We start from the raw sequence: 22,507 nt of genomic DNA on the forward strand, positions 1-22,507 counted from the left end.
CAGGTGAAAACATGTGGATGGAGGCATGATGGAAAAAAGGGTTCAGGTTCAGGATGAAAGGAAATGTGTGCAGATGCAACATCGGATCATGCGGATAAGCAGATTGGAACGCTTGAAGTCAATGAGAAAACAGGTGCTTGAAGCGAAAAAAGAACAGGGCACTATGGTGCTGGAGGCTTCGCTGGTTCTACCCATTTTTCTATTCTTTATTCTATTTCTTATCTTCATTGTTCAGATGACACTGATTTCCACCGCATTGCAGAGTACAGCGGGGGAAACGGTAAAACAGTTATCAACGAAGATCTATCCAGTATCGCTTGCCTTCGCGCCTTCAGATTCAGCTGGAGGTGAGGGCCTGGAGGAGAGTTGGAAATGGCCCCGGCTCTCCCTGACAGAATGGGCAGACGGTTACGCTTCTTCCTTGCCTTCACCCTTAAGTGACTGGGTGCGAGATGCAGCGAAACGTGGTGAAGAGCCACTGCAAAGAATCAAAACGTCGGCAACGGAAGCCATACTTGATCCGGTTGTGAAGCCGTTGTTGCAACCTTTTGTTGAAACCACACTGCTAGATATGGAACGTATTCATGTTAACGGAGTATCCGTTCCTAACTTGAAGAATAAGACGAATCCGTATTTCAGATTAGAGCTGAGTTATGAGTTGCCTGTGAAGGTTCCTTTTCTCGGCAAGTCTTTACGAATTCAGGTTGCTGCAGCAGAGCGGATATGGATTGGTGACACAGGAGAAGGAAGCGGTAACGGAAGCGGAGTAGAAAATGGCACGGGTTCAGCAACTGTTATATCAAAGCCAGATCCAGCATTCATAGGCAACCATGCAACGATAAAGGTTCAGGTCGAGCCAGGTGCAACGGCTAATCTCACGATTTTTTACAAGTCTGGTGAGAGTTCTGCAAAGCATATTGGCTGGGCTACAGCGGACGAGAATGGAATCATAGAATGGACATGGTTTGTAGGCACTCGAACAACGGAAGGGACTTGGAGTTTTGTTGTAGAGACTGCGGAGGGTATGCAGACGGAAACTTCATTTACGGTAGCATCCAGAAAGTAAGGAGCGATGATATAGATGGGATGGTTTTATGTGATCTGTTGTATATATCTTCTGGTGGCGTTTGTAACCGATATACGGTCTATGAAAATTCCGAATCGGCTGACTCTACCAGTAACGGCAATGGGAATGCTTGCTCATCTTGCATGGGGAGGCTGGGGAGGTATGTGGTTCTCTTTAGCTGGATTTGCTGTTGGTTTTGGTATGTTGTTTTTAATGTACGTCATCGGTGCAGTCGGCGCAGGAGATGTGAAGTTATTTGGAGGTATAGGAGCTTGGACGGGGTTTACATTTGGTATACACGTGATCATATATTCCATTCTGTACGCTGGATTAATCGGCTTAGTTATCCTTTTATTTCGCAAAGATGCGTCGCAGCGAATACGTACAATGATGTTTAATATATTCGGTTTCTTTAAACTGGGCTCTCTTAAACTCGTAAGTCACGAAAAAACGCTGAAATTCCCGTTTATGCTCGCTGTACTTCCCGGTTTCGTTAGCTCATGGATTTATATGTTTGGGTAGTTGCTCTGCTCTGGAATAACAGCGATTGAAAGGCTACTCTGTCATCGGTGTATCCGTGTGGATGACTGTTAGTTAGTTATTTTATTATTAACAATGGCAATGGAAAGTGAGGAGCGGTATGTATGGATTAACGAGGGATTTTGTACGTAACGGCGGGACATTTATGGTTTTGGAAAAAGCGGACGGGCTGCGAATGGAGGAACTTAGCAGGATACAGATCGGTATGTTAACCTCAAATCGAATTCCTCGTCTGCTACCTTTATTCACTCGGGAGATTGATCAGAATGTAACGTTACAGTATGACATCTCAGGGTATAAGATGTTGTCCCAGATGTTAAAATCGAGCCAAATCAGCTTGCCAGTGTTGTATAATTTTTTGTTTCAGTTGGCTGAAGCTCTTATGGAGTGCAGGCACTACATGTTGGAACCACAAAATTTGTGTATTCAGGAAGACTATATATTTATTCAGGGGGCAATGGGGCAAGGGGAACTTGGTTTAGTTTACGTACCCATGATGAATGCCCATGCCCGGCAGGAGAAGCAAACGCCGCAGTTATTCCGTGACTTGGTAATCAAGCTTATGGCTCATGTTCAGGAATTAGAAGGAGAGGGCATACAACGAGTATTACAGTTATGTGATGTTGAGCGGTGGGACATTCGGCAATTACGTGAACTTTTATTAGAATTGTGTACTGGTAAACCAGCAAGACCGATATCCAGTCAGCTACCTGAAAAGAAAAGCGAGGCCAGCTTTAATTACAATAAACCTGATACAGAACAATCAGATCGTCATCAGCGTGGGCACCAGCAAATCATCCAACCGGATACAGACATTAAAAAAGTAGACCCCTATTCGAAATCTTTGTTACACTGGCCAACAGCTGGCCAACCCTCGACGAGGAATACAAACTACTTTGATCGGAATCAGACCTCAACTCAGCTTGAGTCCTCTTCATCATTTGTTTCCGCAGATCAGAAAAATGTGGAGATGGAAGAGCAGAATTCGGTCACTGGCTCCTCACGTATAACATACATCTGGCTAGGTTGCTTAGTTTCCATGGCATTGGTATGGAGATTCATCTACATGCAACAGCCAAGTCAGAATGCAATGATTTTGTCTACGGCGCTGAGTATTGGCCTCATCGCAGTGGCGAGTTGGATGTGGAAAAGAACGGGTGATTCCGCTCGTAAATCCGGCGTTCATATGCCTTTCTCTTTATCAGTCATAAGCAGGAAGAAGGACAAGGAGGCTAAAGTAGAAGAGGAAATGTTTCAGGAGAGCTGGCGCTGGAATGCCATGGATAAGCCGAAAGAAGATAAGGGGAAATCCATTGAATCTTTGCCTGAGGTTGCTGAAGATCATACCTCTTTCCGTCTTCGCAATATGAGCATATCCCCTTTGAACCTAACGTCTGGAGAAAGGCTCAATCCACCATATACTGAGAAACAGGAAAGAGAATGGGGGAGCACTTCCAGACTCCATATTACGGACTCAACCGTTGAGGCAACAGTTAATCTGCAGCCTTTGGACGAATTATCAAATGAAGACAGCAACGCTAAACAACCATTATATTACTTGGAACGAACTTTAAATAAAGGTGAAGGGAGCAGGCGTGTTGATGTGAAGGGCGCATCCTTTGTCATTGGAAGAGCAGCGGATATGGTTCAATATGTAGATAACTCGACTGGTGTATCCCGTGCACATGTGGAATTGAGTCGGAGCAAGTCCGGCTATGCTCTCAAGGATTTAGGCTCCGTCAATGGAACGATGCTTCAAGGAAATCTGCTGGCTCCTTACAAAGAATACCCACTGACGGATGGGGATACGTTCATCCTGGCCGAATCGGTCTACGTTTATCGAGTGTCAGGATGAACTGTATGATCCCAATGTAATTTGTTTTAATCGGATAACCCGCGATGCTTCAGGTCCTCAAGAGCCTGAGTCAATGTGGGGAAGGTAAACTTAAAACCGTGATCCAAGGATTTTTGCGGAATGACTCGTTGTCCTTGAAGCAGGACGACGGATAGTTCACCAACCAGTGTTTTGATCAAGAAGCCAGGTACAGGGAACCAGTGAGGACGATGATAGACTTTGCCTACTGTACGGCCGAATTCATCATTGGTTACCGGGTTGGGCGAAGAAGCATTAACTGGACCCGAAATTTCTTTGTTATGAATAGTAAAGTCAATCAAACGAACGATATCCATAATATGAATCCAACTGGTCCACTGCTTGCCGCTGCCGATCTTGCCGCCAAATCCTAGCATATAGGGCAGCTTCATCAATGGGAATGCACCTTTTTTATGACCCAAAACGAGGCTGACCCGGATTTTGACCAGTCTTACATCCTTGATGGCATCGGCAGCAACTTCCCATTGTTCCGAGACGCGAGAAGGGAAATTCATCGATCTTTGCGGGCTACTCTCATCAAAGGTTTCATCGGGAGAGGTTCCGTAGATCGCCATGGCTGAAGCCTGAACAACAACTTCCGGCTTTTGCTCTAGCGATTCCACTAATTTAGCAACCCGGGCAACCGTGGTAACTCTGGATTCTACTATTTCCAGTTTCGCCTTCGTTGTCCAACGCTGATTCAACGTCTCACCTGCTAGATTCACCAGAGCATCAAAACCTTCCAGTTGCTGCGGCATTTCTTCCAGCTGATCCCAAGATATATATGTAAGGTTTTTACTCGGATTATGCATGTCAGGCAGCTTGCGAGTGATTACTTTCACATGATGTCCGGCCTGTAACCAGTAATCTACAAGTGCGCCTCCGACAAATCCGGTTCCACCACAAATGGCAATTTTCATATTGAACATCCTCTCTTATGGGTCAAAAAGCCCCGCAAGGTAAGTTAAATGAATGTAAGGACTTACCGAGCGGAGCTAACATGTGTTTAATTTAACCAAATTGGTGCCATATCTAACGATGCTGGTCTGCTTTATTTTCCAATCGGTTCATACGTTATAATACATCAAAAGATTATTTCATTAAATGGCGATAGGGAGTATAGTCGATTTTATTTTTCTCCAGAAATTTAACCAGAAATTTATTGTCCCGTTTTGGTGTCGCAATGATATAACCTTTAATGCAATGATCTCTGGACACTTCGGTTGCATGATCTTCCACAGCAATTTTACCAATCTCGGCAGCAATGGAATGTTTGGCAATGTCGCGAAAAGGGCCAGGTACAGGCTCAACAAGCTGATCCAGAAAAGCTTTGGCTTCATCTGTCCATAGGTGGCGGCTTGTCTCCACCCAGTGGTTCTGCCAATCCAGCTTGGACTTTCCGTCAGCCTTCGGTAGCACCTTAAGGAACTTGCGCATCATGAAAAATCCACCGATGCACATGCTGCCAAGCAACAAAAGCGTCCAGAACGCAATCGTATTCATAAACCAGTTGCTGGGAGAATTACTCGTTAAAAGCTGGGCGTACGTATTAAAAATCATTGCGGAATCACCTCGGTTCATTGATTTTCACGGCATGATAATAATGCGTCCCATGTTCCGTAATCGGCTGTCAAAAATAGCCTCTCATCCGAATTATATCGCATTTCTAGATTTATTTCGATAATCGCGTTATGATAAGGGATAATTCAGAAAAAGGGGGATCTATTGATGCTGAAAATCGGCTCCCACGTGTCCTTTTCGGACAAGGGATTATTGAGTGCAACGAAGGAAGCGTCCTCGTACGGTTCCAGTTCGTTTATGATATATACGGGTGCACCGCAGAACACACGCCGTAAGCCTATTGAATCAATGTTTATTGAGGAAGGCAAGCTGGCGATGGAGGCAGGCGGATTCGAGGAGATTGTTGTTCATGCTCCCTATATCATCAATTTGGGATCATACAAGGAGAGCACCTATGGACTGGCTGTGGACTTCCTTCAGGAGGAAATTCGCCGTACTCATGCCATTGGCGTGAAAAACATCGTATTGCACCCTGGTGCATTCACGGATAAGGATGCTCATTACGGTATCGAACGCATTGCGCAGGGCTTGAATGAAGTGCTTGACGGTATTCAGGAAACCGATGTGAACATTGCGCTGGAGACGATGGCTGGTAAAGGAACCGAGATGGGCCGTAGCTTCGAGGAACTTGCACAGATTATTGAGAAAGTGAAACATAACGAACGTCTGACGGTGTGTATGGATACATGCCACATTCACGATGCGGGTTATGACATTGTCAATGATCTGGATGGTGTATTGGATCAATTTGATCGAACGGTTGGACTTGACCGAATTGCTGTAATGCACATTAACGATAGTAAAAATGCTGCCGGTGCACGCAAAGACCGTCATACACCGATTGGATCGGGCTGGATTGGTTTTGAAGCGATCAACCGCATTGTAAACCATGAAAAGCTGAATAATCGTCCATTCATTCTGGAAACGCCGTGGATTGGTAAAGATGCCAAAACCCAGCGACCGATGTATGAAATTGAAATTGCATTATTGCGAGGAGATGTGGAAGGCCGCTTCGGTCAGGAGTTTCTGGGTGAAGTCGAGCAAATGCAACACTTCTTCAAGGGGAAAGAGCTGGATTCCCGTGCGTATGTACTTGACGTGTGGACACTGCTCAAAAACGATGCCAAAGCCAAAAAAGCTGATCCGCGCGAACCGCTGGAACGCTTGTATGACATGGTGACAGAGGCGGCATTGTTCCCGCATTTGAATGAAGAACAAATCAATCACCGCTTGATTGCTTGGCTTGCAGGTTAATCCCTGCAAGTCTTGTCTGATATAGTTCATATATGTCTTGTCTAATTGAAGGAGGAAGATTAACCCGATGGAGATTCACGCCAAACAAATACGACCTGAAGATCAAAACCGCGCCAATCGAGCGCGTATGCTTATTTCCTGTCCGGATGGTCCCGGAATTGTAGCAGCGGTATCGCACTTTTTGCATCAACACGGTGCCAACATTGTACAGTCTGACCAGTATACGATGGACCCGTCAGGCGGTATGTTTTTTATGCGGATCGAGTTCGATCTTCCGCAACTGGAGAGTAACTTGGCGAAGCTGGAAGCGGATTTTGCCGATGTGGCAGCACGTTTCGAGATGGAGTGGTCTCTTTCAGCGGTGAGCCGCAAAAAAAGGTTGGCTATTTTTGTATCCAAAGAGGACCACTGTCTGGTAGAACTGCTCTGGCAATGGCAGGCTGGCGATCTTGACGCAGATATTGCGCTTGTGGTCAGCAACCATTTAGATATGAAAAACTACGTAGAGTCTTTCGGCATTCCGTATCACCATATTCCGGTTACAGCCGATACGAAAAAAGAAGCAGAACAGCGTCAGCTGGAAGTGATCGGCAATGATGTAGATGTTATCATTCTCGCCCGCTATATGCAGATTATCTCTCCAACGTTTATTGAGCATTACCGTAACCGTATTATCAACATTCATCACTCGTTCTTGCCAGCCTTTGTTGGAGGTAAGCCATACGCTCAAGCTTATAACCGTGGTGTTAAAATCATTGGTGCAACGGCGCACTATGTAACGGAAGAGCTGGATGGCGGCCCTATTATTGAGCAAGACGTTCAGCGTGTAAGCCATGGAGATAATGTGACTGAATTGAAACGCATTGGACGTACCATTGAGCGTGTTGTGCTTGCGCGGGCTGTAAAATGGCATGTGGAAGACCGTGTTCTTGTTCACGAAAATAAAACAGTCGTATTTTAAGTTTGAGATCACGCTTTAATACTGTGCAAGGTTGATCCGTAACCTCATAAGAGAGTTACTCATATAACTTTGACAATGATATGTCATACTGCCAGGCGGCACTTGGTTCAACGATGAACCGAGTGCCGTTTTTTGGCGTGCAAGTATTTTCCACAAAGACCCAGCAAGACACCAAAGAGAAGATGACCAACCACCCAATACAAAATCGCACCAGCATCATTCAAATCGGGCACACGTGAGGATAACGGAGACAAAGGGAGATAGAGCAGAGAAGAGGCGGCACCGAGAAATATTCCTTTGCTGACGGGATGGCCTGAACGTCTGACCCACCAGATGTAGAAAATCCCGATGACAACAGATACAGCCAGGTGTAAAGAAAATTCGATCCATTCGGGCAACCGCGGAGGAAGCCCTGGCACAAAATCAATGTTCAACAACAAGGTATATACCTTTTCACCAGTTATTGTCTGGACAGCTTTCAGAAACAGTCCCAGAAAAACACCGCCGACGATTCCGGTTATGATCCCCAAAAACCAGGGTAATGATGATTTTAATGAATTAGACGGGTGTCGCGTTCGATCTGGCATTTCAAGCCCTCCTTGGGTATGAAGCATACCTACTATCTGAAAATAAACCGTTCACCTCGCTCTCGAATCGAGAGATACAGACTAGAAGATGCAAATTTCACGTTAATCTCTAAAAAGTGTATGGTTTTCGGCTTAAAGGTTATACTTCATCCGATGGATTAGCAAGGTTTAGCGAGAATCAGCCGAATTTTTCCGTAACTTTCTAAAAGAAGGTTATGGAAAAGCTTCACGGCAAGTGATACAATACAAAAGTGAATAAGTCAAAATGAAACATTCAAGCGGATTCACTTATTGTTTATGCGGTTTGCTTGTATGATGAGAGGGACTCGCTTGCGCACCCGACTTATCTAAAGACATGAGGAGGACAAACCATGACTGACAAGAACGAAGCGATTCAAAAGGACGAGAACACCACAATCGACAACCTGTCGATTACAACCGTACGTACTTTGGCGATTGATGCAATTGAGAAGGCAAATTCCGGACACCCGGGTATGCCGATGGGCTCCGCTCCGATGGGGTACCAGCTTTTTGCAAAAACGATGACTCATAACCCGGACCACCCGACTTGGATTAACCGGGACCGCTTTGTGCTGTCCGCAGGACATGGCTCCATGTTGCTGTACAGCTTGCTGCACCTGAGCGGCTACGATCTTCCTATGGAAGAATTGAAACAATTCCGTCAATGGGGAAGCAAAACTCCGGGTCACCCGGAATTCGGACATACAGCTGGTGTTGATGCAACTACCGGACCACTGGGTCAAGGTATCGCAATGGCAGTTGGTATGGCTATGGCTGAGGCTCAACTGGGCGCGACTTATAACAAAGATCAATTCAACGTTGTTGATCACTACACATATGCAATCTGCGGTGATGGCGACCTGATGGAAGGCGTATCTCATGAATCTGCTTCCCTGGCTGGACGTCTGGGCCTTGGTAAACTGATCATGTTGTTCGATTCCAACGACATTACGCTGGATGGCAAACTTGATCTGTCTTCTTCCGAAAGCATCGCTAAACGCTTCGATGCGTATGGCTGGCAAGTATTGCGTGTTGAAGACGGTAACGATTTGCCTGCAATTGAAAAAGCAATCAAAGAAGGTCAAGCAGACACAGCACGTCCTACATTGATCGAAGTGAAAACCGTTATCGGTTACGGTAGCCCGAACAAACAAGGTAAAGGCGGCCACGGCGGTACTCACGGATCTCCACTGGGTGCAGAAGAAGCTAAACTGACTAAAGAATATTATAAATGGGTGTACGAAGAAAACTTCCACGTACCAGCTGAAGTTCGCGATCACTTTGCTCAAGTCAAAGAAAAAGGTATTGCTGCAAACAAAGCATGGGACGCGCAATTTGCGGAGTACAAAAAAGCATACCCTGAACTGGCTGCTCAGTTCGAAACAGCAATCAACGGCGACCTTCCAGAAGGTTGGGATCGTGATCTGCCTAAATATGCGGCAACAGACAAAGCATTGTCTACGCGTGTAGCTTCCGGTAACGCTCTGAACGGCCTTGCACACAATGTGCCTCATCTGACTGGTGGTTCTGCTGACTTGGAAAGCTCTACAATGACGCACTTGAACAACCTGGCGAACTTCACTCCGGAAGACTATTCCGGCCGTAACATCTACTTCGGTATCCGTGAATTCGGTATGGCTGGAGCGATGAACGGTATGGCATTGCACAGCGGCGTGAAAGTATTCGGCGGTACGTTCTTCGTATTTACCGACTACCTGCGTCCTGCTGTTCGTCTGGCTGCTTTGATGAGCCTGCCAGTAACATATGTCCTGACTCACGACAGCATCGCTGTCGGTGAAGATGGTCCTACGCACGAGCCGATCGAGCAATTGGCTTCCCTGCGTATCATCCCGAACCTGACGGTAATTCGTCCAGCTGACGGTAACGAAACTTCTGCAGCTTGGGCTTACGCGCTGGAGAACAAGAGCAACCCGGTTGCCTTGGTACTGACTCGTCAAAACTTGCCGATTCTCGAAGGTACTGTAGAAGGTGCACGTGAGAACGTTAAACGTGGTGCTTACGTGGTGTCCGATGCTAAAGACGGTAAAGCGGTAGCACAAATTATCGCGACAGGTTCTGAAGTACAGCTCGCTGTTAAAGCTCAAGCTGCACTTGCTGAGCAAGGGATTCAAGTTCGCGTAATCAGCATGCCTAGCTGGGATCTGTTCGAGAAACAAGACAAAGCTTACAAAGAGTCCGTTCTTCTTCCGGATGTTAAAGCTCGTCTAGCGATCGAAATGGCTCATCCAATGGGCTGGGAAAAATATGTTGGAGATCAAGGAGACATTCTCGGAATTAGCACATTCGGTGCTTCCGCGCCTGGCGATCGTGTAATCCAAGAGTATGGTTTTACTGTGGATAACGTAGTTAGCCGCGTAAAAGCATTGCTGTAATTAAAACTTTATATTTCAACCGTCTGTCATGGGCCGAACGTCTTCCGGCGCTTCCGGCTCATGGCAGTTGTTATTTCCGCAGAGTCAAGGGCGGCATGGCTGCCCTGACCTGTGTTGCCTTTTGTTTTCATTAACCTCAGGGGAGCGGGTACGCATGTCACAATTCGATCAAGTCAGTGTAGTGAAAAAGGCCAACATCTACTATGATGGCCAGGTAACCAGTAGAACGGTTATTTTGGGGGATGGCAGCAAAGTGACGCTGGGCATCATGCTTCCAGGCAATTATGAGTTCGGTACAGATTCCCGCGAGATTATGGAGATTCTGTCCGGCGATCTGAGAGTATTGCTTCCTGGTGAAGAAGAGTGGCAAGAGATTCAAGGCCAAGCTACATTCCACGTGCCTGCTGAATCCAAATTCAAACTGGAGATACGCAGCGTTACCGACTACGTCTGCTCGTACCCGGCGGAATAACACAAGAAGGGGAACTCGAACCGCAGTGCTGCGGATTCGATTTGCCCTTTTTGCTTCTTGAATGTTAACAACCAAGTTCGTGCATAAGCTTGTCAGCAAGTTGGATTTGAAGTATCCTTAGGACAAGTTGTTTAACATGGAAAACGGAAATATTATACCGATATCAGGAGGTTTTTGAGATCATGGCAAAAAAAGTGACATTTGACTATAGTACAGCTTTGCAATTTGTAAACCAGCACGAAGTAGACTATTTCGCTGAACCGATCCGCTTGGCTCACGAGCAACTTCATAATGGTACAGGAACAGGTTCCGACTATCTCGGTTGGATCGACCTTCCGACAGCATATGACAAAGAAGAATTTGCCCGCATCCAAAAAGCGGCTGCCAAAATCCAAAGCGATTCCGAAGTGCTGATTGTGATCGGTATCGGTGGATCATACCTGGGAGCACGCGCAGCGATCGAAATGCTGACACATTCCTTCTACAACAACTTGTCGAAAGACAAACGCAAAACTCCTGAGATTTATTTTGCAGGTAACAACATCAGCTCTACGTATGTGACACACTTGCTGGATCTGGTAGAAGGTAAAGACTTCTCCGTGAACGTTATCTCTAAATCGGGTACAACAACTGAACCAGCGATTGCATTCCGTATCTTCCGTGCAGCTCTGGAGAAAAAATACGGGAAAGAGGAAGCTCGCAAACGTATCTACGCAACAACGGATAAAGAGCGCGGAGCACTCAAAAAGCTGGCGAATGAAGAAGGTTATGAATCTTTCATCATCCCGGATGATGTAGGTGGACGTTATTCCGTACTCACAGCAGTAGGTTTGTTGCCAATCGCAACAGCAGGGATCAACATCGAAGAAATGATGCAAGGTGCAGCTGATGCTTCCAAAGAGTACAGCAATCCGAATGTAGCGGAGAATGAAGCGTATCAATATGCTGCCGTTCGCAACGCATTGTATCGTAAAGGCAAAGGAACAGAGATTCTGGTGAACTATGAGCCGTCCTTGCACTTCGTATCCGAGTGGTGGAAACAGCTCTTTGGTGAAAGCGAAGGTAAAGACTACAAGGGTATCTATCCTGCATCCGTGGATTTCTCCACAGACTTGCACTCTATGGGTCAATTCATTCAGGAAGGTAGCCGGAACATCTTCGAAACCGTTATTCAAGTCGCAGAAGTTTCCGAGCACATTTCCATTGAAGCTGATGCGGACGATCTGGACGGTTTGAACTTCCTGGAAGGAAAAACGATGGATTTCGTCAATAAAAAAGCATTCCAAGGAACGTTGCTCGCACATACAGATGGCCAAGTTCCAAATCTGATTGTGAACATTCCAGATATGACTCCATATTCCTTCGGATATCTGGTATACTTCTTTGAAAAAGCATGTGGCATCAGCGGATACTTGCTGGGTGTGAATCCATTTGACCAACCGGGCGTGGAAGCATACAAGAAAAACATGTTCGCATTGCTGGGCAAACCAGGCTTTGAAGAAGAGAAAGCAGCGCTCGAAGCGAGACTTTCTGAATAATTCATGGCTCCGCTCATATAGTTAAATAAGATTGTTAAGTCCATCCGGGAATGCGAGCTTTTGCAGGGTATCGTTTCCCGGGTGTCATTAACCAAGGCAGTTCATCCGCAATATGCGGGGAACTGCTTTCTTGTAAAATGGATGATTTACGGAAAGTTGGATTGGAAAATGATTGAACGTTATCGAACGGTTCGAGGATCCGGACAACTGGAAATTGTGATCAAAAAATCACGGTTTATCGGTCATATTATGCCGGTCTCAACTGAGGAGGAAGCTATTGCTTTTATTGATGATATCAAGAAAAAACATTGGAATGCGACACATAACTGCTCGGCATACTTGATTGGCGAGCGGGATGAGATTCAGAAGCAGTCTGATGACGGGGAGCCGAGTGGTACAGCGGGTAAACCTATTCTTGAGGTGATCAAGAATCAGCAATTAAAGAATGTAGCGATTGTTGTTACACGATACTTCGGGGGAATCATGCTTGGCGCTGGTGGACTTATTCGTGCGTATACAGAAGGAGCTGTGGCAGCGATTGAAGCGGGAGAAGCCATTACCAAAGTGCTGCATCGAGAAGTATTTGTCGAATTGGATTATACGTGGCTTGGGAAAGTGGAAAATGAGTTAAGAGGCCGGGAAGTGCGTACAGGTGAAACGGCTTTCACCGATAAAGTTACGTTAACGTGTCTTCCGCCGGATAGTGAAACCGAGGCATTTATCGCCTGGATCACGGATTTGACGCAAGGGCAATCCCGGATCACGGAGGGACAGCGGCTTTATTTTATTGAAGGGGAATAAAATATATGGCTAGAAGAGCAGTCGAACAGGAGTTGTCGAGGGAGCGGATACTGGAGGCGGCGAGGCATCTTTTTATTACCAAAGGATACCGCGCCATTTCGATGCGGAGCATCGGCCAGCATCTTGGCTATAGTCATGGGTCGCTGTATTATCATTTCAAGGAAAAAGCAGAGTTGTTCTATGCGATCGTGGTAGAGGATTTCAACCATCTGGGACATCTACTGTTGCAAGCCATGGTCAGGCCAGTTGCAGGCGGCGTGAACAAAGTGGAGCATATTTTGATGGAGTTTATTCGATTTGGTCTGGAAAATCCATATCAATACGAGATTATGTTTATGATTCGGGACGAGGAGTTATTGTCCTATTGTCGTACGGAGCAGGGACGTTGTTTCGAACTGTTTGCGTCGATTATCAGGCAGTATATGAAGGAAGAGGGCTGTGCCGAAGAAGATATTCAGCATGTGCCGCGTACTTTGTTTCTGGCGATGCACGGATTCATATCGTACCATATTCAAGACCGTTTAACGTTTGCGGAGATCGAATCCTCTGCGTTGTCTCATGTAAAAGTATTGTGCCGTAACTTGGGTCAGCAGCCTGGCGTGCAATAATTTGCCGCTTATGCCTGCCCCTACACTTCAAGGCGGTGATTGATCATAACATTAACTCTTTATTACGTTATCATGCGAAAGATATTATTTTCATACACTGAAGATGAAGACAGGCGTTCCTAACCCCGGTACAGGGTGGAGCGCCTGTTTGTGCTTGTCTTTTTTGAGAAGGAACTTAACCTTCCATAATTTTGACGAAAAATTCTCGATTGCGTGGCCCGTCAAATTCGCAAAAATAGATTCCTTGCCAGCGTCCGAGAAGCAGTCTGCCTTCATGAAGGATGACAGTCTGTGACGGACCGGTAGTTATTGATTTGAGGTGAGAGGCTGTATTGCCCTCGGCATGACGATACTGAGGGTGCTCCCATGGGTACACCTCATCGAGACGTAACAAGACGTCATGTTTAACATCGGGATCCGCATTTTCATTAATAGCAATGCCAGCTGTTGTATGGGGACAATAAATGAGCACGGTGCCATTCTGCACGCCGCTACTTTGTACAACTTGTCTGACTTCCCTTGTGATATCCTTCATTTCATCTCTTGCAAATGTTGATATATTTTGTGTGTATAACATGTCTTTCCTCCTTGTCGTTGTAATGGCTCTCCTCAATTTTAACCCCCTAATAGTTCGAATAAAAGCATTGACGACCAGCACTGCAAACTGGTAAAGTATCAGATAAGCAAAAACCAAGTAGACTAATGGGAATAATAATAAAGTAAACTTATCCAACTTAGGGAAATGTCGTATGGAGTCAGGTAGACTGCCGACCGGAGTTAAAGCCGGAGGCTGGGAGGGAACACAGTAATGAACACCGTTCTTCGTCACAAGGGATGGACTTGGGGTTTTCGCAGTACCGTATTGTTATATTTCATCGTACTCATTGTACTGCCAATCATCGGTGTGTACGCCAATTCCTTCTCTGAAGGATGGAGCAATTTTGCTGAGAGCATCATGGACCCGATCGCATGGAAGGCGGTGCTGTTAACGGTACGTCTGGCCGTGGTCGCCGCTATAATTAATGTGGTCTTAGGAACCATGATTGCCTGGGTGTTAACAAGATATCGATTCGTTGGCAGATCATTTCTTAACAGTCTCGTCGATTTGCCTTTTGCATTGCCGACAGCTGTAGGCGGTCTAATGATCATGCTGTTGCTCGGCCCCATCAGTGCCGTAGGGAAATTGGCTGAATCGATGGGGTTTGAAATTGTATTTCATCAGCCCGCGATTGTGATTGCGATGACCTTTGTAACCTTTCCTTTTGTCATCCGGGCAGTGCAGCCTTTGCTGGAAGAGATCGATCCTTCCGAGGAAGAGGCTTCGTATACGATGGGTGCTTCCAAGGCACGTACATTCATGCAGGTCATTCTGCCATCCATGGCTCCCGGCATGATTAGCGGGGGGATGTTGGCTTTTTCCAGAGCACTCGCTGAATTCGGCGCCGTTGTACTGGTAGCTGGCAATATCCCGGGCAGAACGCTAACCGCTTCTGTATTTATCTATGGTGAGATTGAAAGTGATAACCCGACAGGAGCGGCCGCTGTATCCGTATTGCTTCTTACACTCTCCTTCCTGATCCTCTGGCTGATCAATCTCGTGCAGATGCGGGGGAGAAGAAGATGAGAAAGCTATTAATCGGACTGACGTTTGTGGTGTTTACCCTGCTGCTGATCATTCCGCTCGGTCGCATTCTGATTGGAGCATTCGAGGATGGTGCAGGCGGGTTTGTCAAAGGTATTATGCGCCCTGAGGCGCTTCACGCACTGATGATGACAGGGCTTGTCGTTCTGGTGGTCACCCTGTTAAATACATTGTTTGGCATCATGATGGCGATTTATCTGGTTCGCGCAGGCTGGCTGAGTGATCGGGTGAAAGGACTGCTTAACAGCATTGTCGATTTACCCTACGCTGTATCTCCCGTTATTGGCGGTTTGATGATTGTTTTGTTGCTTGGACCAAACAGCATCATGGGAGGATTTTTTGAGGGTATCGGATTTAATGTGGTGTACGCTTTTCCAGGCATGGTTATTGCCACATTGTTCGTTACGTTTCCGCTGATGGTAAGGGAAGTTATGCCAGTCCTGCAGGAGCTTGGTTCGCAGCAGGAAGAGGCGGCTTCCACACTTGGAGCCTACGGCTGGAGAACGTTCTGGAGTGTAACCTGGCCTTCTATTCGCTGGGCGGTTGTCTATGGTCTGGTTCTGACGGTAGCGCGCTCTCTGGGAGAATTCGGGGCGGTATTGGTCGTGTCCGGTAATATTATGAATAAAACGCAGACAGCCACAACGCTGGTATATCAGGATGTAGAGAATTTCAACGTGTCAGCCGCAAACGGTGTGGCATTGGTGCTGGTAACCTTCTCCGTAGGACTGCTGCTCCTGATGGAATGGGCCAAGAAACGAAAGGAAGTGCATTGAGATGCATGTAGAAGTTCGTGATCTGAACAAACACTTTGGTGATTTTCATGCGGTAAAAGATGTCTCGTTCGATATCGCCAAAGGCCATCTGATCGGTCTACTCGGCCCCAGCGGAGGCGGGAAAACGTCGATTCTGCGTATGCTCGCAGGACTCGAAAGCCCAGGCTCGGGGGAGATTCGTTTCCACGGAAAAGTCGTGAATCATCTGCCGCCTCAAGAACGAGGCATTGGATTTGTATTTCAAAACTATGCGTTGTTCAAACATATGAGTGTTTTTGATAATATTGCGTTTGGTCTCAAGGTGAAAAAGACACCCAAAGCCCAGATTCGTGATCGCGTGATGGAACTCGTTGAGCTGACCGGGCTGAAAGGTTTCGAACAGCGTTATCCGCACCAGTTGTCGGGTGGACAGCGTCAACGTGTGGCCTTTGCCAGGGCGCTTGCGCCTGAGCCGCAGTTACTGCTTCTGGACGAACCGTTTGCCGCCATTGATGCCAAGATCCGTCAAGAGCTTCGTTCATGGCTGCGTGAGTTGATCGAGCGGGTAGGCATCACGTCCATCTTTGTTACTCATGACCAGGATGAAGCGATCGAAGTCGCAGACGAGATTATGATTATCAGCCAAGGACGTTTAGAGCAAAAGGGTACCCCTTGGGATATTTATAAAAATCCGCAGACACCATTCGTGGCGACGTTTATTGGGGAGTCCACGGTGGTGGAGGATGCCTCTCAGCTGAAAGGTTTCGAGCATGCGGTGCAAGGTGGCAATACGCGTGCATTGATCCGACCGGAGTACATCGAGATTGGACTTAAGAATGAATTCACCATGCTGTCTGCAACGGAAAAAGGGATCGTGAAACACCTTCACTTCCGCGGTAGTGAATGGATGGTTGAAGTTGAGGTGGAGGGCCATAAGCTCATCACCTATCGCTCATTGGAGAAAACGACACTGGAGATCGGGCAAACGATTCGTGTGCTTGTGCACCGCGCCTATTTATTCAACGACTCGGAGAGCTGGGTTGTCGAGAACCGACTGAAAGAAGATCCGATGCCTGTCATGATCTAGAGCCTGTTATGTTAAGAATAAAGCAGAAATGAAAGAAGGAGCGGCCATGCAGACGAGCCATAACAAAAAGAAATTTATACCTCTATACGTGATCCTGATGCTTGTGCTCGTCTGTGTGACTGCCGGATGTAGCAAGCAGGAGCCAGGGCAGCCAGCCGGGGTTTCGAGTGGGGATTCTTCGAACACACTGGTTATTGGTGCATATAGCGTAGCGAAGGATGCGGTAGGTGAACTGTTGCCCAAGTTCCAGGCAGAATGGAAGGCGAAGACGGGGCAAACCGTTAACTTTCAGGAGTCTTATGAAGCTTCAGGAACACAAGCCAGAGCCATTGTTGGCGGGTTCGAAGCGGATGTAGCCCTGCTGGCGATGGAAAGTGACATCGATAAACTGGTGAAGGCCAAGCTGGTCACCGCGGATTGGAAACAAACGCCGAATGAGGGCATGATTACCCGTTCGATCGTTGTTCTAGGTACACGAGCAGGCAATCCACTGGGGATTAAAGATTTTCAGGATTTAACCAAGCCTGGCGTAAAGGTGCTGTATCCTAACCCGAAAACATCCGGTGGTGCACAGTGGGATATTAATGCAATCTATGGTGCAGGGTTGAAGCTGTCGGAGGAGAAAGAGGGCAAGAAAGACCCTGCCGCAGCCAAAGCATTTCTGGAAGAGGTGCATCAAAACGTTGAATCCCTGGATAAGAGTGGCCGTTCCTCGATGGCGGCATTTGAATACGGTGTAGGGGACGTCATCGTAACATACGAAAATGAGTTGCTCGCTCGAATCGCAAAGGGTGTAGATTATGATATCGTAGTGCCGAAAAATACGATTCTCATCGAAAATCCTGCAGTGGTGGTGGATAAATACGCCGATAAACATGGTAATCGGGAGCTGGCGGAAGCCTTTATCGCATACTTGCGGACACCGGAAGCGCAGCGTATTTTTGCGAAACACGGCTTCCGCTCGGTAGATCCGGACGTATTTGCCGAGACGAAAGAATCGTTCCCGACACCAGCGGGGCTGTTTGATATCAACTATCTGGGAGGCTGGAATGAGGTGCGTAAGACGCTCTATTCCAAGCGCGGAGTCTGGTATCAGGTACTGGCGGGGCTGTAGCCCATTGAACAATGAACTATATAAGTTGAACTATTTATTTACACAATAACGGAGAGGACAGAAAAAACCTGGAAAAGCGTAGCGATTGCCTAAAAGCTTTCTTCAAGAAAGCTACATCGGAAGCATATGCTTATCACCGGATTTTTCCCTTTGGAAAAGGGAATCCAAAAAAATCTGGGGATAACCGCTACTCTCCAGGTTATTCTGTCATCGGAGTGCTCCGTGTAAGAGGAATCAGTTCAACTTATACAGGAATGCGAACCTTCATTTGCGGCAAGCCGAGATGGAGGTTTTTTACTGCGAAAAGGTTATAATAGGGAGTATACTAATGCACATGTTGTCATAATCGTAATTGCAGAAAGGCGTGACCGTAATGAGTACAGAGATCAAATTATCCCAGAGCACAGCGATTCGACTGGAGCAGGCCCGTGGCAAGGGCATGCAAGAAGCGGATATATTAAAAGCGATTCAAGCCAAGGATGTAGCGGCTTTTGATAGCGTATCCGAGGAGCATTATCGGTACGATACGTTTTTCTCGTATGCGGACGAGCATGGTGAGGACTTGGAAGGGGCTGTCCGGAACGGGTATCGAATTACGTTTAATACGCGTGGAGGGCTTGGCATCTGGCTGGAAAAAGCATTTAATCTGCAAGCAGACAAGGATTTCGCGGTGGGTGAGGGAATCATCACCGGTTTGCAGTTGACCGCAGAACAGGCTAAGGTGTTAGAGCAACGTCTGGCATGGAACTGGGTCATCACGGATGCCATAGAGGTTCCTGCTGGCCGTGAACTGACGTTGAAACTGCGTGCGCTGGTGTGAGCGGACGCATATGGAATCATCATGTCTGAGGCTGGGTTTCTCCAGCCCGGTCAGACGACAGACTTTCCCGGCCAGCTGTGATGAGCTGTGAGTGGGGGAGTCTTTTTTTTGCAAAAGCGGAGGTAGAGGATTACAATTTACATAGAATATTTGAGGCACAACTTCGTTGATTACGAAGGAAGAGACATCACATCTGAGCTGAATCGGCTTCAGGGAGCGAGAGGGGAATGCGGAATGAATCAGCTCACATTTCTGGGCACAGGCGACGCCATGGGAGTCCCGCGGGTGTATTGTAGTTGTGAGGTATGTGCGGAGGCAAGGCAGGCTGGGGAAAATCGGCGGAAACGTTCATCGGTCCTGATTCACAGGGGCGGTGACTTTCGAGATCAGCATGAAGACGGGATGTTTATGATCGACTGCGGGCCGGATTGGCGTTCTCAGATGGAAGATCACGGAATGCGGATGGTGCATACGTTGCTGATTACACATGCTCATTTTGATCATATTGGCGGTTTGCCGGAATGGGCGGATGCGTGCCGCTGGCTAGGCGCGAAGGGAAAACTGTATGCTCCGCGTGAGGTAATCGTTACGATACAGGGACAATTTCCGTGGCTCGCTCGTCACATGGATTTTTTAGAAACCGATAACGGGATCGAACTCGGTGGATGGATGGTTCGTTCCTGGAAGGTATGTCATGGACATAACGGTTTTTCGTATGCATATCGGCTGGAGCGTGAGGAGTATGCGTGGGCGTACTGTTCCGATGCTATAGATTTGAAGGAAGATGAGAAGGAACTGTTGCATGGACTGGATCTGCTGGTTCTGGGGACGAGTTTTGTGCATGAGCTGGCGGAGTTTTCGACGCGTTCGGTGTATGATATGCAGGAGGCGCAGGAGCTTTTGCGAGAGTTGAAGCCGGGACACACCTATTTTACACATATGTCCCATGATGTAGATGTAAGGCAGGACTATAAACTGGATCAGGGCATCACCATAGCACGAACAGGCATGACGGTGACGCTGGGCTAAGATTTAATGTGAAATCGGGATTCAGCAATGAAATTGGTGAATTTGGGATTAAGGAATTAGGGAATAGATTTTGTTGTAAAAAAATAAATGAAGAAGAGCGTATCCTTTACGGGAGGTTCTTCGTTTACATAATGAAACACTTAATCAGGAACCAGCAAAGGGGGGCCCCCGAGATGGCCTTTGTGAAGTCCGCAGATTGCGAAGTCAACAGACTGCAGCATGAATGGAGTAACACGCGTAATTACAAGACGGATCATGTTGGAAATGGCGGAATTGCCAATCAAACGAATCAAGCTAGTCCAATAAAACAAATTACTACAACGAATCAGAGATATGTCATTGATTGTACCAAGGATGTTGATGAGAAACGTATTTCGTATCCCGCGTTACACGATATATTGCCTGATTTAATGGCTTCACTCTATGCGTATTGCATGTCACTGACCAAATCGGTGACAGAGACAGAGGATCTCGTTCAGGAAACCTGCCTCAAGGGATTATCGTCTGAAGTGGTGCAAGCTTCTCAAAGATCAGACGCCTCGTTTAACTGGGAGGCTTATCTGATTCGTATTGCACGCAATACATGGATTGACGGAATTCGTAAGCAGGAGAAGTTGCGATCTATACTCACTGAGATGGAACCTGTCATATCCGACTATACGAATGAAGACACCTTTGAAGAGCTGGAGTCCGCGGTGCAGCTTTTGGTTCACACCTTGCCACCGTGGCAGCGAGCAATCTATATACTACGTGAAATCCTGGGATATAAGGCGGCAGAGACTGCTGAGATGCTGAGCACAACTGAAGGTGCTGTAAAAGCGGCATTAAGCCGTGCCCGCACAGCTTTAAGCAAGGTCAGGCATAATTTGGAGAATGCAGGGACAGAGTCTGCATTGGAACAAGGGACGATGGAAGAGCCTGCTGATCTGGAGCAAGAGCAGCTGCGCCATTATCTGATGGCTTTTCGCCAAGGAGATACTGCGCGTCTAATTGATCTGTGCCTGAATCGCACGGATGATCCGATGGCTGTGGCGGGTACGATTCTGCAACAGACTCTGCCGTCTCAAGAAATGCAGCCAGTGATGTACGGTTACGCCACTTCGGGCACGAATTCGATGTCTTATGGAGGCGGGTATACGGTTATCATGGCTGCCTAATATAAGGAGGCGTCACATATGAACGTAGTACCGTATGTTGTAGAACAGACCGCTCGCGGTGAGCGGAGTTATGATATTTATTCACGTTTGCTGAAAGACCGCATCATTATGGTGTCGGGAGAGATTGAGGATCAGATGGCCAATGCCATCGTGGCACAGTTGCTATTTCTGACTGCGGAAGACCCGGATAAGGATATTCAGATGTATATTAATAGTCCGGGGGGATCGGTGACAGCGGGATTCTCCATTTATGATACGATGCAGTTCGTGAAGCCGGATATTTCGACGATCTGCACCGGGATGGCGGCGAGTTTCGGTACGATTTTGCTGGTGGGCGGCACTAAAGGAAAACGAATGGCGTTACCGAACAGCGAAATTATGATTCACCAGCCCCATGGAGGCACACGCGGGCAGGCATCGGATATGCTGATTCATGCAAACCGCATTATCCAGCACCGCCAGCGCTTGAATGAGCTGCTTGCAGACCATACGGGCCAGCCGCTGGAACGGATTGAAAAAGACTCCGATCGGGATTATTTCCTCACAGCAGCCGAAGCCGTGGAATATGGATTGGTAGATAAGGTTGTTACAGGTGCGTAAGTGTCACCGTAAATGAAACTGATGAAGCGAGTGGAACAGAAAACAAGTATAATCGAAACAACGAATTTAAAGATTTGGACGACAGGGGACTGTCGTTCTTTTTTTGTTTTCTGATGGAGAGAAGAAAAATGGATAAAAATAGGTTGACCTTAACCAGGCATAGTGTATATATTATATATATACACTATGTTATTTATATGAAACAATGGCAATGAGGTGAAGGAACGAACATGAATATACGGATATCCAATGCATCAAGCGATCCCATCTATATCCAGATTTTATCCCAGATTCGGCAGAGCATTCTGAATGGGGAACTGGCAGCAGGAGACCACCTGCCTTCCATTCGTCAACTTGCAAAAGATTTGCAAGTCAGCGTCATTACGACGAAACGTGTGTATGAAGAGCTGGAAAAGGAGCAACTGATTGATTCCGTGGTTGGCAAGGGAAGTTTTGTATCCGGTGCAAATCAGGATTTTATTCGGGAGAGACGTATGAAGCAATTAGAAGCGAAGATGCTTGAGGTTATTCAGGAGAGCAAGGAACTGGGCATGAACGCACAGGATTTGATTCATCATCTTACTTTGCTGTTAGAGGAGGAATAGGCA

Annotated in this window: 23 protein-coding genes; 19 read left to right on the forward strand and 4 right to left on the reverse strand. The window is 47.0% G+C overall.

From position 1 onward, the window contains the following. Positions 1-25 precede the first annotated feature (25 nt). The 3 genes from Q9R46_RS02405 (at position 26) to Q9R46_RS02415 (ending at position 3,461) form a co-directional block, all read left to right on the forward strand. The gene (locus Q9R46_RS02405) at positions 26-1,066 is read left to right on the forward strand and encodes a pilus assembly protein (protein ID WP_397386320.1); all 1,041 of its coding nucleotides are present in this window, start codon (positions 26-28) and stop codon (positions 1,064-1,066) included. A 15-nt stretch (positions 1,067-1,081) separates the two neighbouring features. After that, entirely contained in the window at positions 1,082-1,588 is a 507-nt protein-coding gene (locus Q9R46_RS02410) for an A24 family peptidase (RefSeq protein WP_311278810.1), read from the forward strand. 118 nt (positions 1,589-1,706) lie between these two features. Beyond that, the gene (locus tag Q9R46_RS02415; protein WP_311278811.1) at positions 1,707-3,461 is read left to right on the forward strand and encodes a DUF6382 domain-containing protein; all 1,755 of its coding nucleotides are present in this window, start codon (positions 1,707-1,709) and stop codon (positions 3,459-3,461) included. A 26-nt stretch (positions 3,462-3,487) separates the two neighbouring features. Here Q9R46_RS02415 and Q9R46_RS02420 read toward each other — a convergent pair whose 3' ends face one another. Together Q9R46_RS02420 and Q9R46_RS02425 are read right to left on the reverse strand one after the other, a co-directional pair. Beyond that, positions 3,488-4,399 (reverse strand): TIGR01777 family oxidoreductase, encoded by a 912-nt coding sequence (locus tag Q9R46_RS02420; RefSeq protein ID WP_311278812.1) that lies wholly within the window; start codon positions 4,397-4,399, stop codon positions 3,488-3,490. A gap of 172 nt (positions 4,400-4,571) precedes the next feature. Next, positions 4,572-5,039 (reverse strand): DUF2621 domain-containing protein, encoded by a 468-nt coding sequence (locus Q9R46_RS02425; RefSeq protein WP_186331459.1) that lies wholly within the window; start codon positions 5,037-5,039, stop codon positions 4,572-4,574. 168 nt (positions 5,040-5,207) lie between these two features. Here Q9R46_RS02425 and Q9R46_RS02430 point away from each other — a divergent pair, with 168 nt between their 5' ends. Next, positions 5,208-6,314 (forward strand): deoxyribonuclease IV, encoded by a 1,107-nt coding sequence (locus Q9R46_RS02430; RefSeq protein ID WP_311278813.1) that lies wholly within the window; start codon positions 5,208-5,210, stop codon positions 6,312-6,314. Positions 6,315-6,381: 67 nt separating this feature from the next. Then, a complete protein-coding gene (gene purU, locus Q9R46_RS02435; protein WP_311278814.1) occupies positions 6,382-7,275 on the forward strand; it encodes a formyltetrahydrofolate deformylase in 894 nt (297 codons plus the stop codon). 107 nt (positions 7,276-7,382) lie between these two features. Here purU and Q9R46_RS02440 read toward each other — a convergent pair whose 3' ends face one another. Then, positions 7,383-7,862, reverse strand: a complete 480-nt coding sequence (locus Q9R46_RS02440) for a hypothetical protein (RefSeq protein ID WP_311278815.1) — start codon at positions 7,860-7,862, stop codon at positions 7,383-7,385. Between the two features lie 371 nt (positions 7,863-8,233). Between Q9R46_RS02440 and tkt the strand changes: the two genes are divergently transcribed. The 5 genes from tkt (at position 8,234) to Q9R46_RS02465 (ending at position 13,695) form a co-directional block, all read left to right on the forward strand. After that, a complete protein-coding gene (tkt, locus tag Q9R46_RS02445; RefSeq protein ID WP_145333434.1) occupies positions 8,234-10,276 on the forward strand; it encodes a transketolase in 2,043 nt (680 codons plus the stop codon). Positions 10,277-10,430: 154 nt separating this feature from the next. Further along, entirely contained in the window at positions 10,431-10,748 is a 318-nt protein-coding gene (gene ppnP / locus Q9R46_RS02450) for a pyrimidine/purine nucleoside phosphorylase (protein ID WP_090918062.1), read from the forward strand. A gap of 182 nt (positions 10,749-10,930) precedes the next feature. After that, a complete protein-coding gene (locus tag Q9R46_RS02455) occupies positions 10,931-12,286 on the forward strand; it encodes a glucose-6-phosphate isomerase (protein WP_311278816.1) in 1,356 nt (451 codons plus the stop codon). A 168-nt stretch (positions 12,287-12,454) separates the two neighbouring features. Continuing rightward, positions 12,455-13,087 carry a YigZ family protein gene (locus Q9R46_RS02460; protein ID WP_311280932.1) on the forward strand — a complete coding sequence of 211 codons (633 nt, stop codon included), beginning with the start codon at positions 12,455-12,457 and terminating at the stop codon, positions 13,085-13,087. A gap of 5 nt (positions 13,088-13,092) precedes the next feature. Further along, positions 13,093-13,695 carry a TetR/AcrR family transcriptional regulator gene (locus Q9R46_RS02465; RefSeq protein WP_090918057.1) on the forward strand — a complete coding sequence of 201 codons (603 nt, stop codon included), beginning with the start codon at positions 13,093-13,095 and terminating at the stop codon, positions 13,693-13,695. Between the two features lie 175 nt (positions 13,696-13,870). On the opposite strand, the gene Q9R46_RS02470 is transcribed toward Q9R46_RS02465, so the two are convergent. Then, a complete protein-coding gene (locus Q9R46_RS02470) occupies positions 13,871-14,272 on the reverse strand; it encodes a secondary thiamine-phosphate synthase enzyme YjbQ (protein ID WP_311278817.1) in 402 nt (133 codons plus the stop codon). 231 nt (positions 14,273-14,503) lie between these two features. Between Q9R46_RS02470 and cysT the strand changes: the two genes are divergently transcribed. From cysT to Q9R46_RS02515, 9 genes are all read left to right on the forward strand, one after another. Next, positions 14,504-15,319 carry a sulfate ABC transporter permease subunit CysT gene (gene cysT, locus Q9R46_RS02475; protein WP_090918051.1) on the forward strand — a complete coding sequence of 272 codons (816 nt, stop codon included), beginning with the start codon at positions 14,504-14,506 and terminating at the stop codon, positions 15,317-15,319. Further along, positions 15,316-16,113, forward strand: a complete 798-nt coding sequence (locus Q9R46_RS02480) for a sulfate ABC transporter permease subunit (protein ID WP_311278818.1) — start codon at positions 15,316-15,318, stop codon at positions 16,111-16,113. Before cysT ends, Q9R46_RS02480 begins: the two co-directional genes overlap by 4 nt. Position 16,114: 1 nt before the next feature. Then, the gene (locus Q9R46_RS02485) at positions 16,115-17,179 is read left to right on the forward strand and encodes a sulfate/molybdate ABC transporter ATP-binding protein (RefSeq protein WP_090918047.1); all 1,065 of its coding nucleotides are present in this window, start codon (positions 16,115-16,117) and stop codon (positions 17,177-17,179) included. A 46-nt stretch (positions 17,180-17,225) separates the two neighbouring features. Beyond that, on the forward strand, positions 17,226-18,293 hold the full coding sequence (locus tag Q9R46_RS02490; RefSeq protein ID WP_311278819.1) for a sulfate ABC transporter substrate-binding protein: 1,068 nt from the start codon (positions 17,226-17,228) through the stop codon (positions 18,291-18,293). 373 nt (positions 18,294-18,666) lie between these two features. Beyond that, positions 18,667-19,113, forward strand: coding sequence for a hypothetical protein (locus tag Q9R46_RS02495; RefSeq protein ID WP_311278820.1), 447 nt, complete (start codon positions 18,667-18,669; stop codon positions 19,111-19,113). A 234-nt stretch (positions 19,114-19,347) separates the two neighbouring features. Continuing rightward, positions 19,348-20,142 (forward strand): MBL fold metallo-hydrolase, encoded by a 795-nt coding sequence (locus tag Q9R46_RS02500; protein ID WP_311278821.1) that lies wholly within the window; start codon positions 19,348-19,350, stop codon positions 20,140-20,142. A gap of 173 nt (positions 20,143-20,315) precedes the next feature. Continuing rightward, positions 20,316-21,299: an RNA polymerase sigma factor gene (locus Q9R46_RS02505; protein WP_311278822.1), complete on the forward strand. Its 984-nt coding sequence runs from the start codon at positions 20,316-20,318 to the stop codon at positions 21,297-21,299. Between the two features lie 18 nt (positions 21,300-21,317). Then, positions 21,318-21,899: an ATP-dependent Clp endopeptidase proteolytic subunit ClpP gene (gene clpP, locus Q9R46_RS02510; protein WP_311278823.1), complete on the forward strand. Its 582-nt coding sequence runs from the start codon at positions 21,318-21,320 to the stop codon at positions 21,897-21,899. Positions 21,900-22,129: 230 nt separating this feature from the next. Then, complete coding sequence (locus Q9R46_RS02515) at positions 22,130-22,504, forward strand: GntR family transcriptional regulator (RefSeq protein WP_145333439.1); 375 nt, start codon at positions 22,130-22,132, stop codon at positions 22,502-22,504. Positions 22,505-22,507: the final 3 nt, after the last annotated feature.

The sequence above is a fragment of the Paenibacillus sp. RRE4 genome (assembly GCF_031844205.1).
GTDB classification, from domain to species: domain Bacteria; phylum Bacillota; class Bacilli; order Paenibacillales; family Paenibacillaceae; genus Paenibacillus; species Paenibacillus xylanexedens_B.

Coding starts and splice junctions, on each gene's coding strand:
- Q9R46_RS02405 (WP_397386320.1), top strand. CDS start 26: ATGATGGAAAAAAGGGTTCAGGTTCAGGATGAAAGGAAATGTGTGCAG.
- Q9R46_RS02410 (WP_311278810.1), top strand. CDS start 1,082: ATGGGATGGTTTTATGTGATCTGTTGTATATATCTTCTGGTGGCGTTT.
- Q9R46_RS02415 (WP_311278811.1), top strand. CDS start 1,707: ATGTATGGATTAACGAGGGATTTTGTACGTAACGGCGGGACATTTATG.
- Q9R46_RS02420 (WP_311278812.1), bottom strand. CDS start 4,399: ATGAAAATTGCCATTTGTGGTGGAACCGGATTTGTCGGAGGCGCACTT.
- Q9R46_RS02425 (WP_186331459.1), bottom strand. CDS start 5,039: ATGATTTTTAATACGTACGCCCAGCTTTTAACGAGTAATTCTCCCAGC.
- Q9R46_RS02430 (WP_311278813.1), top strand. CDS start 5,208: ATGCTGAAAATCGGCTCCCACGTGTCCTTTTCGGACAAGGGATTATTG.
- purU (WP_311278814.1), top strand. CDS start 6,382: ATGGAGATTCACGCCAAACAAATACGACCTGAAGATCAAAACCGCGCC.
- Q9R46_RS02440 (WP_311278815.1), bottom strand. CDS start 7,862: ATGCCAGATCGAACGCGACACCCGTCTAATTCATTAAAATCATCATTA.
- tkt (WP_145333434.1), top strand. CDS start 8,234: ATGACTGACAAGAACGAAGCGATTCAAAAGGACGAGAACACCACAATC.
- ppnP (WP_090918062.1), top strand. CDS start 10,431: ATGTCACAATTCGATCAAGTCAGTGTAGTGAAAAAGGCCAACATCTAC.
- Q9R46_RS02455 (WP_311278816.1), top strand. CDS start 10,931: ATGGCAAAAAAAGTGACATTTGACTATAGTACAGCTTTGCAATTTGTA.
- Q9R46_RS02460 (WP_311280932.1), top strand. CDS start 12,455: ATGATTGAACGTTATCGAACGGTTCGAGGATCCGGACAACTGGAAATT.
- Q9R46_RS02465 (WP_090918057.1), top strand. CDS start 13,093: ATGGCTAGAAGAGCAGTCGAACAGGAGTTGTCGAGGGAGCGGATACTG.
- Q9R46_RS02470 (WP_311278817.1), bottom strand. CDS start 14,272: ATGTTATACACACAAAATATATCAACATTTGCAAGAGATGAAATGAAG.
- cysT (WP_090918051.1), top strand. CDS start 14,504: ATGAACACCGTTCTTCGTCACAAGGGATGGACTTGGGGTTTTCGCAGT.
- Q9R46_RS02480 (WP_311278818.1), top strand. CDS start 15,316: ATGAGAAAGCTATTAATCGGACTGACGTTTGTGGTGTTTACCCTGCTG.
- Q9R46_RS02485 (WP_090918047.1), top strand. CDS start 16,115: ATGCATGTAGAAGTTCGTGATCTGAACAAACACTTTGGTGATTTTCAT.
- Q9R46_RS02490 (WP_311278819.1), top strand. CDS start 17,226: ATGCAGACGAGCCATAACAAAAAGAAATTTATACCTCTATACGTGATC.
- Q9R46_RS02495 (WP_311278820.1), top strand. CDS start 18,667: ATGAGTACAGAGATCAAATTATCCCAGAGCACAGCGATTCGACTGGAG.
- Q9R46_RS02500 (WP_311278821.1), top strand. CDS start 19,348: ATGAATCAGCTCACATTTCTGGGCACAGGCGACGCCATGGGAGTCCCG.
- Q9R46_RS02505 (WP_311278822.1), top strand. CDS start 20,316: ATGGCCTTTGTGAAGTCCGCAGATTGCGAAGTCAACAGACTGCAGCAT.
- clpP (WP_311278823.1), top strand. CDS start 21,318: ATGAACGTAGTACCGTATGTTGTAGAACAGACCGCTCGCGGTGAGCGG.
- Q9R46_RS02515 (WP_145333439.1), top strand. CDS start 22,130: ATGAATATACGGATATCCAATGCATCAAGCGATCCCATCTATATCCAG.